The sequence below is a fragment of the Brucella sp. HL-2 genome, assembly GCF_025846885.2.
GTDB lineage: Bacteria > Pseudomonadota > Alphaproteobacteria > Rhizobiales > Rhizobiaceae > Brucella > Brucella quorumnocens.
The window spans coordinates 62,295-77,837 of record NZ_JAOYTK010000014.1 but is presented as its reverse complement, the minus strand read 5'-3'; the positions used below and the strand labels follow the sequence as shown (position 1 = coordinate 77,837).

The following is a 15,543-nucleotide window of genomic DNA, read 5'->3' as shown; positions in this document are numbered from 1 at the left end:
AAGCCCGGCAGCAGAGGTGCGGCCGGGCAAAGAGACAGGCTGGCCGAGAGGGGACCCGGCCTGTGAAGGTGGCGCCTGCCAGATGTTCGATCAGCAGATGTGGCGTGTGGCCTCAACGCGCGAGCGCGCATCTGCTAGGGCGGCCAGAACACGGGTCGGATCGTCTGCACCGCGCTGGTGAATCGCTGTATAAATATCTCCGCTCTGCAGCCCGATATCTTTTAGAAGATAATTGTCGAGCTCATTGAGGTGCATCACATGGCGCCGATTTCGGAAAAGCGTCCAGCGACGCAGAACCGACGTAAACACGGCTTGTACCATTTGCTTGAGCACGGAGGTCGTTGCACTCGTTGCAGGTAAGGGTGTTATGGTGGTTTTGCTTATCGCTGTCATTGCCGCTCTCCTTCAAGCGCGCTTGGTCAAAATGTTTCTATCGTCAGGTCATTCGCTTTCGCGTCTCCATTCTCTGCGATGTCGCCTTTATCCAATAATTGAATTGATTGTTCTAACGAATGTTTTTAATGTGATAGTTCAATAATTATGATGGATGGTTCTGATGAGCGCGCCCTTGGATCTTGACCAGTTGCAGACCTTCATTGCCATTGCGGATACGGGCAGTTTTACCAAGGCGGCGGATGCTGTTTTCAAGACCCAGTCGGCAGTATCCATGCAGATGCGTCGGCTTGAGGAACGGATCGGCAAAGCGCTGTTTGAACGTGATGGTCGCATGAACCGCCTGACCGAAGATGGCGAGAGATTGCTTCTTTATGCACGTCGTATGCTTCTGTTGAACGGCGAAACCGTCGCGGCTTTTGACGACACGCAACTCGAAGGCCATGTGCGTATCGGTACGCCGGATGATTATGCTGATCGGTTTTTGCCAGAAATCATGGCGCGGTTTGCGCGTTCCAATCCACGTGTCGAACTGTCGGTGGTTTGCGAGCCGACAGTCAATCTGGATGAAATGATCCGTCGCGGAACGCTTGATATTGCCCTTGTGACGCAATGTGATGACAAGCGGCGCTCCGAAGTGGTGCGTACTGAGCCGCTGTTATGGGTGACGTCGGCCAATCATGCGGTGCACGAGGAAGCAATGCTTCCGCTTGCAGTAGGGCGGCCGACCTGTATCTGGCGTCATGCGGCCATTGATGTTCTGGAACAGGTCGAGCGCGATTATCGCATTATCATTACCAGCTGGTCAGCGACGGTACTTGCTGCGGCCGTGCTTTCAGGGCTTGCCGTATCGGTTTTGCCGGAATGTGCGCTGCGGCCTGGAATGCGTGTTTTGAGCGAAGCGGATGGATTTGGTACTTTGCCAGAATTTGGCATCGGCATCATGCGTGGGCACACCAAGCAGAATGCGATAGTTGACGCTTTGGCACAGCATATTATTGAAAGTCTTGATAATATTTCCTCGCCGGCACCAGCATCTATGGTTTCCGCTGAAATCGCATCGTTTCCATCCGTCCGCACTCGTCGCGTGCGCAGCAACGAGTTGCTGCCAGGCTGGTGACCGTGCATAATCACAAAAGACGGCGTCTTGACCAGTTGACCGGAGGGGGGGGCTGGTTGCCTATGATGGGATGAGCATGGGTTCCGATTCTATACCAAGCGGCACCGCTTCGAATGTAGCGGAGTATAGTGTTTCCGAGATTTCCGGCGCTTTGAAGCGGACGGTCGAGGATACATTTTCGCATGTGCGCGTGCGCGGCGAGATTTCTGGTTATCGTGGTCCACATTCGTCGGGTCATGCCTATTTCGCATTGAAGGACGACCGTGCCCGGCTAGAGGCGGTGATCTGGCGCGGGTCCATGGGGCGTTTGCGCTTTCGCCCAGAAGAGGGGATGGAAGTCATTGCCACTGGCAAACTGACGACCTATCCGGGCTCTTCCAAATATCAGATCGTCATTGAGCAGATGGAGCCCGCAGGCGCAGGCGCTTTGATGGCGCTTCTCGAAGAGCGTAAGCGACGGCTTGCTGCCGAAGGTCTGTTTGATCCTGCGGCAAAGCAGCTTTTGCCTTTCATGCCGCGCGTGATTGGCGTTGTCACATCGCCCACTGGTGCGGTCATTCGCGATATTATTCATCGCATTTCGGATCGATACCCGCTGCATGTGATCGTTTGGCCAGTGCGCGTACAGGGTGATACCAGCGGTGCGGAAGTGGCCGCAGCGGTTGACGGTTTCAATGCATTGGCCGAAGACGGCGCGATAGCGCGTCCTGATGTGCTGATTGTGGCACGTGGTGGCGGCAGCCTTGAAGACCTCTGGGGCTTTAACGATGAAATCGTCGTGCGGGCAGTAGCGGCATCGCATATTCCGGTGATTTCAGCTGTTGGCCATGAGACGGACTGGACATTGATTGATCTGGCTGCCGACGTGCGCGCACCAACGCCGACAGGTGCTGCTGAAATGGCGGTTCCTGTTAAAGCCGATCTGGTCGCAACGGTTGCAACGCAATCCGCGCGACTGGCTTCGGCCATGTCGCGGTTTATCGACTTGAAACGTCAGGCGCATCGCGCGGCAAGCCGGGCATTGCCTTCGGCTGATCAGTTGCTGGCTTTACCGCGTCGTCGTTTCGATGAAGCTGCTTCGCGGTTAACACGGGCGCTTTTTGTGAACACGCAAAAGAAGCGCGTTCATTTTGAGGGCCGCGCGCGTCAATTGTCGCCGCGCTTACTGCAACGCGGTTTCGACGAGCAAAAACGCAATATGAAGCTGCTTGGTCAGCGGCTGCCGCGCGCACTTGAGGCCTTCTTGCGTGAGCGCCGAACCGCGTTTGCAAGACGTGCCGACCGGTTGACGCCGGAACCTTTGTTGCGGCGCACCACACTTGCAAAGAATGCAATTGAGCAGCTAGATCGCCGCCGTGATCAGGCGATCAGCTTGCTGCTCGAACGTACCAGACGTCGCGGGCAGGAGCTGGAACGTCTCATGCGTACACTGTCGTATGAAAGCGTATTGGAGCGTGGCTACGCGATTGTTTTCGATGCGGAAGGCAATCCGGTCAAACAGGCGACCAGCGTTGCTGAAGGTGACGCCCTGTCGATTCGCTTCAGAGATGGCGATGTTGCGGCGACCGCGGGCGAAACTCCCGGAGCACCTTCGTCCAAAGGTACAACACGCAAACCATCCTCCTCGCGTCCCGGCGGGCAGGGATCGTTATTTTAGCAACAGTCGTCCGTGTGATTGCCCGCAGATTGTATGTAAGTTGCAGATTATGTTGTTTTCTTAAGGCTGACTTAAGTTTGGCCTCTTCTTTCTCGGCACACATTCGCCGGCGTGTATTCCAGTTTGGAAGGCATGTGGTTTCAAGTTGTGCAGATGAAAGAGTTTTTGAATGTCGCGTAAATTTTCTGAAAGCGGTGGTGGGCCGCTCTTGCCAAACGGCGTGACAAGCCGCCGGGCGTTCCTGATTGGTGCCAGTGCGATTGCACTTTCCGGCTGCGTTTCGACCGCCCAACAGGCGAGCCCTGTAAAAGTGGCCGCTGAACCGGCCCCGGTGCGCGCCGTTCCGCCAATGTATGAGGCGATGCCCTATGAGCAGTTTCCTCTGCCGGCAGTAAATGTTGCCAAGGTTGATCCGAAATTCTGGCGGCAGGAAGTTGACTATCCGACCGACGAGAAGGTCGGTACGGTTATTGTCGATACGCCGAATAAATATCTTTATCATGTTCGCAGCAATGGTCGCGCCATGCGCTATGGTATTGGCGTTGGGCGTGATGGCTTTTCGTGGGCTGGCCGTGCGATTATCGCGTATAAACGCCAATGGCCGCGCTGGACCCCGCCCGATGAAATGGTGGCACGTCAACCGGCGCTTGAACCCTACAGCATCGCCAATGGCGGTATGCCTCCCGGCTTGAAAAATCCGCTAGGCGCGCGCGCACTTTACATTCACAAGGACGGACGTGACACGATTTATCGTATTCATGGTTCAACTGAGGAATGGAGCATCGGCAAGGCAGTATCATCTGGCTGTATTCGCCTGCTCAATCAGGATGTCATCGACCTTTATAACAATGTGCGTGATGGCAGCACCATTGTCGTGATCCCTGATCCAACAAAAGGTACGCAAGTGACGAGCTGAATGTAAACAAGGGCGCGATGATCGCGCCCTTTTTCGTTTGCGGTGGATAATGCTTAAAAACAAATAGTTGCAGCGTCCCAGCAACTTAAGCTTAACTAGAGCCGCTGTAACGCTTCGATCAGACACCTGTTTGGTTACAGATCACAACGCGCCAACCGTCGGGGTCTTCATAGGTAAAACTGCGGTCAATCCAGTATGGATTCTCAGGTTCAACCGGAGCATAACCTTTTTCCTGCATACGGCAGTTCAGCCGTTCATAGGCGTTTTCGTCGATGATATAAATCACAAGCAGATTGTCTTCTGACGGAGCCCGGCAAGGGCTACCTGCCTGATGCTCGGTGAATTCCAGATGCGCGCTTTTCCCGGGTAGGCCGAGCATGATGCCATTATATCCAGCATGATCTGCAAAAGACCCCAGCTCTGGCAGGCCAAGCCCATCCCGGTAGAAGGTAACGACTTCGCTGAATTTGTCGGTTGGCCGTGCAAAGCGGATCTGTACCGGGATTGCGCCTTCGCCCAGCGTGAGAGAGGTCGATTGGGTATTCATAGTCATCTCCTTCAGTTCTGTCCGGAAGCGGCTGTAAAGGTTTGCGCAGTTCGCCAGAGCGATGGGCCTTGCATGACGATGACGCCGATGACGACAAGTGCAACGCCAACAATTCGGGAGGGGGTGATTGCCTTGCTCGCAAAGCCCACGATGCCGAAATGGTCGATAAGCACGGACGCGATGAGCTGACCGGCAATGACTGCTGTCATGAAACTTGCTGCACCGAGCTTTGGCGCGAACAGTATCGCAGCGGTTATGTAAACCACACCGGCCACACCGCCGATCCATATCCATTTTGGCTGTCCGGCAAGTCCGGCGAATGTGGGCAGTGAAACCTTCATTGCTAGTAAGACCGGAAGCACACAGATGAGGCTGACGATCAACGACACGACCGTTGCCCAGAGTGGGTGGCCGAGAGTGCGCCCCAAAGCGGCATTCGCGCCAGCCTGAAACGGCACCACCGCACCCGCAATGAGGGCAGCGAAGAGAAATGTAAGTGATCCTTGAGCCTGCATGGAAAACCTTTCCTATGTTCCTTTGGCTCTGATCTAGCTATAGATATTGAGAATTTGAAATTCAGATATCCGAGGCAATCATGCACCCGACGAATAATCTGCGGAATGTTGATCTCAACCTGTTGGTGATTCTGGACGTGCTTCTGACAGAGCGTCATGTGTCGCGTGCAGCCGTGCGGCTCAATATGAGCCAGCCAGCAGTCAGTCACGCGCTGGCGCGTCTCCGTGAGTTGCTGGATGACCAACTTCTCATTCGGCAAGGTGCAGGGCTATCTCTCACAATAAAAGCAATGGAAATTACAAAACCGCTCACGGAAGTGCTCTCGGGCGTTCGAAGTGTGCTTGGCCCGCTGGGTTTCGAACCTGCAACCACGCAGCACCGCTTTCATCTTTCCATGTCCGACTATGGTGGCGGTATCGTCTTACCGGGATTGGTCAGAGAATTAAGAAAGGATGCACCGGGCATTGATCTTGCTATCAGCCAGTTCAGTCGCGAAGGCATGATCGCGCGTGTTCTGGATGGCGAGATTGATATGGGCTTTGGGGTGTTCCCGCACTTGCCTACCCAAATTGCGGCAGATGTGCTGATGAGAGACGAATATGTGTGTTTGTTGGACCGCCGCAGTCTTAAAGGGCGGCCATTCGATGCCGAGACATATTTTGAACGACCACACGCACTTGTTGCAGTGCGTGGCGATGCGACGACTGAGATTGAAGAAAGTTTGAAACTTGCGGGACGAACGCGCCATATTGCCGTGGTTGTTCCGCATTGGGGTGTTGCACCACAGCTAATCGCAGGCACAGACCTGATTTTGACCATCGCGCGTGGCGGGCTCAAAAATCTGCCGCCGGATAATAATCTTATCTTGCTGCCTGTACCTGTTGCGTTGCCGCCTATACCCTTTGTGCAGATATGGCATAAGCGCCGGGAAAGTGACCCGGCGCATCGCTGGTTACGGACGAAGATAACATCCGTTTTATGAGAAGATTAATACGCATACTCTAGGAAGATTGGTTCGACTGAACCAGTCCACACGCTGTTATAAGCCTTGAGCATGCGCTCGGCGTCAGTGATGCCTGCAGCGACGATTTCTTCCAGCGGTGCCAGGAAATGCGTTTCGTCAAATCCGTCGGCATTCAGCTTGTTGCGGTTGAGGAGGCCAAGACGCGAGATTTCGAGCGTCTTGCGAGCGATCTGCGCAACAGGCTTGCCACGGAATGAAGCATTGAGTGCCTTGGCTGGCACGTCATTGCGCAGCGCCAGCACCTCTTCATAGGTCCAGTCTTTTGTCAGATCTTCTGCGGCATCGAGCGCTTCATCATCATAGAGCAGCCCAACCCAGTAGGCGGGCAGGGCGCAGATACGGCGCCAAGGGCCACCATCAGCACCGCGCATTTCGAGGAAGCGCTTGAGGCGTACTTCCGGGAACAGCGTCGACAAATGGTTGGTCCAGTCGCCCATGTTCGGCACAGGATCGCTGACTTCGCCCTTCAAAGCACCATTCATAAACTGGCGGAAGGTTACATGTGTGCAGTCATGATAACGACCATCACGCAGGATAAAATACATCGGTACATCGAGCGCCCATTCGACATAGTCGATGAAGCCGAAGTTTTCCGAGAAGACAAATGGCAACACGCCCGAGCGCTGGTTGTCGGTGTCGCGCCAGATATTGGAGCGCCACGACAGAAGATTGTTCGGCTTGCCTTCGGTGAAAGGTGAACTAGCAAAGAGCGCTGTTGCAATCGACTGCAGCTTCATCGAAACCTGCATCTTGCGGCGCATGTCGGTTTCGGAACCAAAATCGAGATTAACCTGAACGGTCGACGTGCGGTACATCATGTCGAGACCTTCATGCCCGACTTTCGGCATGTAGTTACACATGATTTTATAGCGCGACTTCGGCATGACCGGCGTTTCAGCCAGCGTCCATTTTGGACTGCCACCAAGGCCTAGGAAGCGAATGCCGAGTGGCTCGGCAATCTCGCGTACTTGCGAAAGATGGGCGTTCACTTCACGACAGGTCTGATGAATGGTCGAAAGGGGCGCACCGGAAAGTTCAAACTGGCCGCCAGGTTCGAGCGAAATCGCGCCCTGTCCCGTTGGCTCTACCAATCCGATGATATTGCCTTCATCCATGATTGGTTCCCAGCCCAGCTTGGCCTTCATACCCTCCAGAATGGCCTTGATGCCGCGCGTGCCTTCATAAGGAACAGGGCTGTTGTCAGCGACGTAGAAAGGAAATTTCTCGTGCTCTGTGCCGATGCGCCACGCATCTTTCGGCTTGCTGCCTTCGGCAAGATAGGCTGCGAGTTCTTCAACACCGGTCAGTGCTGTTTCATCGGTCGTGTCGCGCGCCATGCGTATTGTCCCTAGTCGGATTTATATTTGTCAGCGTGATTGGACAAATTTGTCAAATCGCGCAAGTCAATTTCATTGATGATTGGATTTTCTCATATTCATGTGTTCGCTTTCCAGTCGCCTAACACCGCTTGGACAAGCGTAAGTGCTGCAACGGCTGCCGTATCTGCACGCAGAATGCGAGGCCCCAGTGGAATGGCAGTTACAAACGGGAGGCTGTGCAATTGCTGTCGCTCAGTCTCTGAAAATCCGCCTTCAGGGCCGATAAGAACCGCATAGGGGCCGAGCTCTAAACTGCTCAGAATAGTTAGCGGGTCATTTTCTTCATGGCCTTCATCGCAGAAGATGAGGCGGCGCGACTGGTCCCACTGCGCCAGAAAACGATCAAAGCGGATTGCATCGCGGCACTCGGGGATAGCAAGCACACCGCATTGTTCGGCGGCCTCGATGGCATTGGCCTTAATGCGGTCTGTCCCAAGCTTTGGCACCTGCGTGTGCTGCGTGACAACCGGCTGCAAAACGCCTGCACCCATTTCCACGGCCTTCTGCACCATATAATCAAGCCGTCCCTGTTTCAGCGGGGCAAAGCAGTAGATCAAATCACAAGGCTCAGGCTGCGGCCGTGTTTGCTCAATGGCTTCAAGAAACAGTCGTTTCTTGCCTTCAGGCCGCAATCGCATTTTCCATTCGCCATCCTGCCCGTTGAAAGCGAGGATTTCATCGCCGTCCTTCAATCGCAGCACATGCGTCAGATAATGAGCGGCCTGCGTTGGCGCTCCCACGGTTACGCCATCGCCCAGTCTTCCATCGCCAGGGCCGGCCTCGATATAAAGTCTCTGCATTTTATAATTCGCGCGCATGTCGCATCGATGGCAGAGGGCTGGCCCCATGGTCAAGCCTTTTGGTCATTTGGGGTAAATTGAATGGGTGGCTACACAAACATTTGATGGGACTAATAAAGTAGTTGATTTGAACTAGATTGTATCCATATAGATATGAAGCTATCTATTTGAATGGAATTTAAGTGATGAACCAAGCTTGGGCTGAATTTGCACCGCTGCTGTCTGCCAATGCCCGTGGATGGCGCAAAGCCTTCGACGCAGCAATGGCCGAGCACAGCCTATCGGATGCAAAAGCTATACCGCTCATGACGCTTTTACGGCATGGCGATTGCATTCCTCAGGGCGTGCTAGCCGAAAGAGTCGGAATTGAAGGAGCAACGATTGTTCGCGTTGTGGATGAGTTGGAAAAGGAAGACCTGATCCGACGCATCCCGGACGACACTGATCGCCGGGTTAAACTCATTCAGCTGACGGATGACGGTCGAGCCCTAGCGGCAAAAGTGGAAAAGACTGCGGCGCGCCTGCGCATGGTTTTTCTGGGCGACCTTGATCCCGATGCGGTTGATGTCGCGATGGATGTCTTGCGCAAGCTTCACGAGAAATTCCAGAACCAGCCTTCCTGACGGGGAGGTAAGCAACATCCGGCCTTCCCTTGAAGGCAGGCAACTTATTGTAATGAAAATTCTTAAAGCCGATGATTAAGCCCGCTGAAACAATGCCGCGATTTTGGGACGTGGTCTTCTCGCTGAAGACCTTCGCGGCTGCCATGCTTGCGCTGTGGATTGCCCTGATGGCTGATCTGCCCAACCCTTATTGGTCGGTGGCGGCGGTCTACATCGTTGCGCATCCGCTTTCAGGCGCGACGACATCCAAGGGCTTTTATCGTCTGATCGGTACAATTATCGGCGGTGCCGTCACGATTCTTTTCGTGCCGCATCTGGTCAACTCGCCTGAAATTCTAACGCTGGCAATCGGCCTGTGGATGGGGCTTTGTCTCGCTATCAGCCTGCTTGATGGCACACCACGCAGTTACCTTTTCATGCTTGCCGGCTATACCGTAGCGATCGCAAGTTTCGCGGTTGTCTCCGCTCCCGCCACGACTTTCGATTATGCCGTGGGCCGTGTTGAAGAAATTGCTATCGGTATCATTTGCGCGGCTGTGGTCAATCGTCTGGTATTTCCACGCCATAGCGGCCCCGTTCTGGTTGCGCGTATCGATAACTGGCTGCGTGACGGCTCCAAACTTGCTGTTGCAACGCTGCGCGGCGACGGTGACAGCCCTGAATTTAGGCGCGACCGCCAGCGGCTTGCTGCTGATGCCCTGGAACTGCGCAATCTGACGACGCATGTGGCCTATGATACGTCCTCTATCCGCAATGTCGGGACACTTTTGCACGTACTGCAGCAGCGCATGGTTGCCGTTCTACCAATCGTTTCCAGCCTGCATGATGTGTTGGTACTGAAGCCCGGTGAGGGTGAAAAGCCCTGGCATCCAGCGGTGCAGAAACTTCTGGATGAAGCCTGTGACTGGCTTGAGAGTGGTGAAGCCCTGACAGAACAGCGCCGCGCAATACTTCTTGGTTATCTCGACGAAATCGAAAAGCATGGCAAGGATGCCGATAGCTGGGCTGAGTTGCTGCCGTTCAATCTGGCAGCGCGTGTGCGGGATCTTGTTCAGATTTGGAGCGACTGTATCACGCTACGTCAGGACATCATTTCCGGTTCGCGTCATTCGCTGCGCTGGCGCCGCTACGACGCGCATCTGAAGGCGCGCCCGCAGCACCGAGATTATGGCATGGCCTTCCTCTCAGGTTTTTCGGCTTTTCTGGCGACGTGTATTGCCACAGCGTTCTGGATTGCGACCGGATGGGCGCAGGGGAGTGCCGCTGCCATGATGGCCGGGATTTTTTGCTGCATTTTTGCCGGCATGGACGATCCTGTTCCGGTGATGCGCAAGTTTAACTGGCTGCTGCTGATCGTGATTGCTGCTGCCTTTGTGTTTGAATTTGCGCTGTTGCCGCTGGTGGATGGTTTCTTCCCGTTGGTTCTCGTGCTTGGCCTGTTTCTGATCCCCGCCGGTATTTTGTTGGCCATTCCATCACAGTTTTTGCTCGGCATGGTGCTTTGCGTGAACCTGCCGAACATGCTGATGCTTCAGGGCCATCTGACACATGATTTTGTGAGCTTCGCCAATGCCAACCTCGCCACGGTTCTGGGCATCGTTATTGCCGCTGTGGTGACATCGATCGTGCGGTCGGTCGGTGCTGAATGGAGCGTGCGTCGTCTCGTCAGGGCCGGCTGGAATGATATTGTGCTTGCAACCGAACGTCAGCCGGGCCGCCATCGGCGTCAGCGTATGAACCGTTTGCTGCTCAAGATGATTGATCGCATCGGCATGATGACGCCGCGCCTTGCTTTGATACCAGCTGCCGATATTGCGAAGGTCGATCTGTTGCGTGATTTGCGCAATGGCATGAACACGATTGATTTGCAGCAATATCGGTCGAAACTGCCTGCCTCCTGTCGCGAGGCGGTGGACGTGGTGCTTGATGGCGTTGGTGCGCATTATCGGGCGCTGTCACGTGACGCCAGATCGGAAGCGCGTGAAGAAATTGATGCCCGACTATTGGCCGCTATAGATCAGGCGATCACTGTCATCATCGAAAATGGTTCACCGGCTATCGCGAAGAGGCCTCGTATCGCCCTGATTGGCTTGCGCTTCAACCTATTTCCGAAAGCGCTGCCCTTTGCGCTTCCACCGCAGCCGCAACTCGAGCTGCCGCAGGCCGCATAAGGCACGTATTTCGCACGAATGGAACTTGAATAATCATGAGACCCGAGCTCGACATCTATGGGATTTATCTTCCGACTTTGGCGGTTTTGGCGCTCGGCGCTTATTTCGCCAATTCCGTGCTGCAGCGTCTGCTGGCGCGCGCCCGTTTCTATCGTTTTGTATGGCATCGTCCTTTGTTCGATGCCGCGATGTACTTCTGCATTCTCGGCGTAAGCGCCGTACTCTTGAATGGAATAACACTATGAAAAAGCTCTTTGCACATTCCGGCCGGGTTTTCCTCACCCTCGTCATGGTCACAATGGCAGGGCTGCTTGGCTGGAATCTATGGGACTATTACATGAACGCGCCATGGACACGTGACGGCAAGATACGTGCGGATGTCGTGCGCATCGCTCCGGACGTTTCTGGTCTGGTGAGCGAAGTTCTTGTTCATGACAATCAGACGGTCCAGCAAGGTGAGGTGATTTTCCGCATTGATCAGGCCCGCTACAAGCTTGCGCTCCAGTTGGCCGATGCGAAGCTTGCCAGCAGCAAGGCTGCACTGGATATGGCCAATCGCGATCAGATCCGCTACCGCAAGCTCAATGATACGACTGTGACCCAACAGAAAATGGAGCAGATCGAAACGACAACCCAGCAAGCGGAAGCCACCTATCGTCAGGCAGAGCTCGATCGCGATCTGGCATCGCTTAATCTTGATCGGTCTTCGGTCAAGGCTCCCGTGAATGGTGTGATCACCAATTTTTCGCTTCAACCAGGTGATTATGTGACGACGGGTTCCGCTGTCACAGCGCTGGTCGATACAGATTCATTTTATGTTTCCGGCTATTTCGAGGAAAACAAGCTTGAGCGCATCCAGATCGGCGATGCGGTTCTGGTTGATGTGATGGGCAGCAAGGTGCAGATGAAAGGCAAGGTCGAAGGCATTGCTGGCGGCATTGAAGACCGTGAGCGCACGGATTCAACAAGCCTGCTTGCTAATGTTTCACCAACGTTCAACTGGGTTCGCCTCGCACAGCGCGTGCCGGTTAGAGTGAAACTGGAGGAAGTGCCACAAGGCGTTCATCTGGTGGCCGGTCGCACAGTCAGCGTTTCGGTCGTGAACTGAAATTGCACATGATGAGAAACAAAGCCCGGCTATTGTCCGGGCTTTTTTCATGCTAGAGCATTTCTAGCAAAGGTGCGAAGCGGTTTTGCGTAGGATAATGCGTGAGAACAAATAGTTAGAGCGGTTCCAGTGATTAAACTTAACTGAAACCGCTCTGGAAATTTGCGTAAAGAAGTCGCTGTGGGGCTTGGACTATGAGCGTATTGGTCATCCAGAATTATTCAGATTCGGGCCTCGGACAAATTGAGCCTATATTGCTTGAGGCGGGTCATTCGATTGATCTGCGGCATGCCTATCAGGGCGACGCTCTACCAAAAGATGACAGTGATCATCAGGCGCTTATTCTGCTTGGTGGCGAACAGAATGCACTTGCGGATGCCGAGTTCCCATATTTCCCAGATCTCCTCAATCTCATTCGCGCTTTCGGCGATAAGGACAAGGCGGTACTTGGCATTTGCCTCGGTAGCCAGCTTGTTGCGCGCGCATATGGAGCCGAGAATATTCTGGATCGGCCTATGGAGTTTGGCTGGCACGAAGTGCGGCTGACCGAGAAAGGGAAAAGCGATCCGATGCTTGGTGCCGCAGGTTCTGCGTTTCCGATTTTCCATTGGCACCGCGATACGTTTTCATTGCCAGAAGGGGCTATTCACATGGCAGTCAGCGATATGACTGCCCATCAGGCCTACCGGATTGGCCGGGCGATCTATGGTACCCAGTTTCATTTTGAAGCGGACACAAAACTTGTTGTCGACTGGAATGAAACACTTAGCGACATGATCGCTGAGTTTGATCCTGAATGGCCCTCTGAATTTCCCGCACATTTGCAACGTTCGGGGGCTGCTGCAGACAAGGCCGGCGCTGCCCTCGCACGTGCATGGACCAATCTAATCTAGCGCGGATGCCCAAAAAGTTGCCTGCAAACAACACCTCCAGCCGATAAGGCGTTGCGACTTTGCCACAGGGGGGAACCATTTGGGTTTTTCCCTTGGAAAGCGACAATTGTAGTCCCCGTGTTCAGTTGCGGGTAACTTTTTTCAGGTGTAACTGAGGCCAACTTCCGGGTGGCAAGTGATCGGACAGGGCGCAAGCCTTGCTCATTATGAAAGCTCGGTTTCCCGATCCTCCCGGTAACCCTCTAAAGAGTTTTCGATCATGACCGCTAAGCATGCCGCGCTCCTCACCGTCCTGATGATTTCTGCGATCGTGTTTATGGCAGTTGGTATTTTTACAGTCGATGCAGGTAACAGCATGACCTCGACTGACGGTTACGGCATTTCCAGCGCGCGTTAATTTTTTGGACTGGCGGCTGGGCCGATCGCTTCGAGAAAGCGTTTTTCAGAACCGTCGACCACGATGGATGACAGCTTTCCGCTCTTCCAGGCATAAGTATCGAGATTAACCCGATTGGGTTGAATGTCGATTGCACTCTGCGGCGTATGGCCGTGGATAATGACCTTTTCCAAGGGGTCGGTCCATTTCAGAAACAGCGTTCTGATCCACATCAGTTCGTCGGGGTCCTGAGCGTCGAGCGGCACTGCCGGGTTAACGCCCGCATGACAGAAAAAGAAATCACCGAAACTCGCTGTATGCGGCATAGAGCGGATATAATCGATATGCGCTGGCGGTATCGCGTTTACGAGTTGCCGATATCCCGACACTGCCGAAACCGGATCGCTGAAATCCACCTCAATCCCATAAGAACGTGCGGTATCGCTGCCGCCATGATGGGCAAAAATCCCATTCGTATCTCCAGTAGCAAGATAGCGCAAAAAACCATCGTCATGGTTTCCCATCAAAGACACAATGCGTGGATCGTGTGCTGATGCATTCATCAGAAAATCAAGAACACCTTTAGAATCCGGTCCGCGGTCGATGTAATCGCCAAGATGAATAACCCGCCAGTCATGCACGGGACTGTGGTCGAGATCGGCGCGGATAAGGCCATGCATATCCTGCAAAAGATCAAGACGTCCGTGAATGTCGCCGATAGCATAAAGCCGTACGCCTTCTGGTCCTTTAGCGTCCTTCAACGTCACGCCAGTCATAAGTCGTCGCTTTCCTTTGCGTCTTTTCCAGCACGCTGACGATAGCGCAAGCGGGATACGCGCTCACGTTCATCGTTCAGTTCTCTGTCATTCGTCGCCTGTTCGACAAAGCGGATGTGCTTTTGAACCGCCTCGCGGGCAGCTTGCGGGTTGCCTGCAATGACAGCATCGTAAATGGCGCGGTGCTGTGACAGGAACATGTCAGCGACGCCGGGGTAATTGTAAATCAGACTGCGGTTGTAAAAGACCCCGTCTTTGAGCAGTTGATAGCAAGAGCGCAATGTATGCAGCAGCACGATATTATGTGCGGCTTCACCGATCGCATTGTGAAAATCGACATCAAGCCGCGCTTCCGTATCAAAATCACCGGCACCGTGCGCCGTTTCCATTGCGACGATGATTTCCTTCAAGAGCGCCTTGTCAGCAGGCGTCGCGCGCAGTGCTGCAAATTCAGCGGCAATGCCCTCTATCTCGCGGCGGTACTCCAGATAATCACCCTTTGCTTTGCGATGATCGGCAAAAAGCTTCACCACTGGTGCACTGAAAACCTGTCCGATGACATCAGCAACGAATGTACCACCACCGTGACGCGATGTGAGAAGACCGGCATTTTCAAGCCGCTTCAGTGCATCACGCAGAATAGGACGGGAAATATCGAACTGGCGTGCAAGTTCCCGTTCACCCGGAAGCCGGTCGCCACCGCGCAAGACGCCTTCGAGAATCAGGCTCTCGATCTGGTGGACGACATCATCCGCTGTACGGCTCGCTTGAATGCGTGAAAAAATTGTCTCGGCCATGCCGTTCGAAGCCCTCTCCATATCGGCGGCAAGTTAGCCTTAAGGCGTCAGCCGAGCAACGGGGAGTTTACAGGTTAAACAAAAACCCCGGAAGGCATGCTTCCGGGGTTTGAGAAGATTGCAGCTCTGCTTCAGGCCTTCTTACGCTTTCGGCCTGAAAAGAAAGCAACGAGCCCTGCAACAAGACCATACATTGCCCATTTGATGGGAAGGGCATCGGCGGTTTCACTACGGATAGGAAGCACGGTAACTGTGCCCGGGCGGCTTTCGAAGCCAGCCTTTCCTTCGGCTTTCGCCTGTTCGATCTGTTGCGGGGAAACGACCCATTCTGCGCCGCGCGATTTGTCGTAGAACATGAAGCCGAAACCGACGATGACGGCAACGACGATTGCGAGAATAAGGCGGGTAGGTGTGTTCATCTTCATTCCTCAAAAATCGGACTGATGT

The 15,543-nt window shown here is 54.1% G+C and carries 18 protein-coding genes; 10 read left to right on the top strand and 8 right to left on the bottom strand.

Annotated features, from left to right (window positions below; all coding sequences use genetic code 11):
- Positions 1 to 90: 90 nt before the first annotated feature.
- The gene (locus OIV19_RS15675; RefSeq protein ID WP_151091046.1) at positions 91 to 393 is read right to left on the bottom strand and encodes a DUF1127 domain-containing protein; all 303 of its coding nucleotides are present in this window, start codon (positions 391 to 393) and stop codon (positions 91 to 93) included.
- A gap of 163 nt (positions 394 to 556) precedes the next feature.
- On the opposite strand from OIV19_RS15675, the gene OIV19_RS15670 reads away from it, so the two are divergent.
- The 3 genes from OIV19_RS15670 to OIV19_RS15660 all read left to right on the top strand — a co-directional run bounded on the left by OIV19_RS15670 (position 557) and on the right by OIV19_RS15660 (position 4,086).
- The gene (locus OIV19_RS15670; RefSeq protein WP_151091045.1) at positions 557 to 1,513 is read left to right on the top strand and encodes a LysR substrate-binding domain-containing protein; all 957 of its coding nucleotides are present in this window, start codon (positions 557 to 559) and stop codon (positions 1,511 to 1,513) included.
- A 76-nt stretch (positions 1,514 to 1,589) separates the two neighbouring features.
- Entirely contained in the window at positions 1,590 to 3,170 is a 1,581-nt protein-coding gene (gene xseA, locus OIV19_RS15665) for an exodeoxyribonuclease VII large subunit (protein ID WP_191793384.1), read from the top strand.
- 169 nt (positions 3,171 to 3,339) lie between these two features.
- Positions 3,340 to 4,086, top strand: a complete 747-nt coding sequence (locus tag OIV19_RS15660) for a L,D-transpeptidase (RefSeq protein WP_151091043.1) — start codon at positions 3,340 to 3,342, stop codon at positions 4,084 to 4,086.
- A gap of 118 nt (positions 4,087 to 4,204) precedes the next feature.
- Here the strand turns inward: OIV19_RS15660 and OIV19_RS15655 are convergent, their stop codons facing one another.
- Positions 4,205 to 4,633, bottom strand: a complete 429-nt coding sequence (locus tag OIV19_RS15655; RefSeq protein ID WP_264232203.1) for a VOC family protein — start codon at positions 4,631 to 4,633, stop codon at positions 4,205 to 4,207.
- 11 nt (positions 4,634 to 4,644) lie between these two features.
- Entirely contained in the window at positions 4,645 to 5,148 is a 504-nt protein-coding gene (locus OIV19_RS15650) for a DMT family transporter (protein WP_264232202.1), read from the bottom strand.
- 80 nt (positions 5,149 to 5,228) lie between these two features.
- Between OIV19_RS15650 and OIV19_RS15645 the strand changes: the two genes are divergently transcribed.
- Complete coding sequence (locus OIV19_RS15645; protein ID WP_264232201.1) at positions 5,229 to 6,131, top strand: LysR family transcriptional regulator; 903 nt, start codon at positions 5,229 to 5,231, stop codon at positions 6,129 to 6,131.
- Between the two features lie 5 nt (positions 6,132 to 6,136).
- On the opposite strand, the gene OIV19_RS15640 is transcribed toward OIV19_RS15645, so the two are convergent.
- Together OIV19_RS15640 and OIV19_RS15635 are read right to left on the bottom strand one after the other, a co-directional pair.
- Positions 6,137 to 7,510, bottom strand: coding sequence for a glutamate--cysteine ligase (locus OIV19_RS15640; protein WP_264232200.1), 1,374 nt, complete (start codon positions 7,508 to 7,510; stop codon positions 6,137 to 6,139).
- A 98-nt stretch (positions 7,511 to 7,608) separates the two neighbouring features.
- Positions 7,609 to 8,370 carry a 16S rRNA (uracil(1498)-N(3))-methyltransferase gene (locus tag OIV19_RS15635; RefSeq protein ID WP_319637603.1) on the bottom strand — a complete coding sequence of 254 codons (762 nt, stop codon included), beginning with the start codon at positions 8,368 to 8,370 and terminating at the stop codon, positions 7,609 to 7,611.
- Between the two features lie 167 nt (positions 8,371 to 8,537).
- Here OIV19_RS15635 and OIV19_RS15630 point away from each other — a divergent pair, with 167 nt between their 5' ends.
- The 6 genes from OIV19_RS15630 to OIV19_RS15605 all read left to right on the top strand — a co-directional run bounded on the left by OIV19_RS15630 (position 8,538) and on the right by OIV19_RS15605 (position 13,544).
- Positions 8,538 to 8,975, top strand: a complete 438-nt coding sequence (locus OIV19_RS15630; protein ID WP_151091031.1) for a MarR family winged helix-turn-helix transcriptional regulator — start codon at positions 8,538 to 8,540, stop codon at positions 8,973 to 8,975.
- 71 nt (positions 8,976 to 9,046) lie between these two features.
- Positions 9,047 to 11,146 (top strand): FUSC family protein, encoded by a 2,100-nt coding sequence (locus OIV19_RS15625; RefSeq protein ID WP_264232198.1) that lies wholly within the window; start codon positions 9,047 to 9,049, stop codon positions 11,144 to 11,146.
- Between the two features lie 35 nt (positions 11,147 to 11,181).
- On the top strand, positions 11,182 to 11,391 hold the full coding sequence (locus OIV19_RS15620) for a DUF1656 domain-containing protein (protein ID WP_151091027.1): 210 nt from the start codon (positions 11,182 to 11,184) through the stop codon (positions 11,389 to 11,391).
- Positions 11,388 to 12,254 carry an HlyD family secretion protein gene (locus OIV19_RS15615; RefSeq protein ID WP_264232197.1) on the top strand — a complete coding sequence of 289 codons (867 nt, stop codon included), beginning with the start codon at positions 11,388 to 11,390 and terminating at the stop codon, positions 12,252 to 12,254. Before OIV19_RS15620 ends, OIV19_RS15615 begins: the two co-directional genes overlap by 4 nt.
- Before the next feature lie 194 nt (positions 12,255 to 12,448).
- Positions 12,449 to 13,147 (top strand): type 1 glutamine amidotransferase, encoded by a 699-nt coding sequence (locus OIV19_RS15610; protein ID WP_264232196.1) that lies wholly within the window; start codon positions 12,449 to 12,451, stop codon positions 13,145 to 13,147.
- Positions 13,148 to 13,406: 259 nt separating this feature from the next.
- Complete coding sequence (locus OIV19_RS15605) at positions 13,407 to 13,544, top strand: hypothetical protein (protein ID WP_007877997.1); 138 nt, start codon at positions 13,407 to 13,409, stop codon at positions 13,542 to 13,544.
- Here OIV19_RS15605 and OIV19_RS15600 read toward each other — a convergent pair.
- The 3 genes from OIV19_RS15600 to OIV19_RS15590 all read right to left on the bottom strand — a co-directional run bounded on the left by OIV19_RS15600 (position 13,541) and on the right by OIV19_RS15590 (position 15,515).
- Positions 13,541 to 14,299: a metallophosphoesterase family protein gene (locus OIV19_RS15600; RefSeq protein ID WP_264232195.1), complete on the bottom strand. Its 759-nt coding sequence runs from the start codon at positions 14,297 to 14,299 to the stop codon at positions 13,541 to 13,543. The genes OIV19_RS15605 and OIV19_RS15600 overlap by 4 nt on opposite strands.
- Positions 14,296 to 15,096, bottom strand: coding sequence for an FCD domain-containing protein (locus OIV19_RS15595; protein WP_264232194.1), 801 nt, complete (start codon positions 15,094 to 15,096; stop codon positions 14,296 to 14,298). The genes OIV19_RS15600 and OIV19_RS15595 overlap by 4 nt, the downstream gene beginning before the upstream one ends.
- Before the next feature lie 131 nt (positions 15,097 to 15,227).
- Positions 15,228 to 15,515 carry a hypothetical protein gene (locus OIV19_RS15590; protein WP_151091017.1) on the bottom strand — a complete coding sequence of 96 codons (288 nt, stop codon included), beginning with the start codon at positions 15,513 to 15,515 and terminating at the stop codon, positions 15,228 to 15,230.
- Between the last annotated feature and the right edge of the window lie 28 nt (positions 15,516 to 15,543).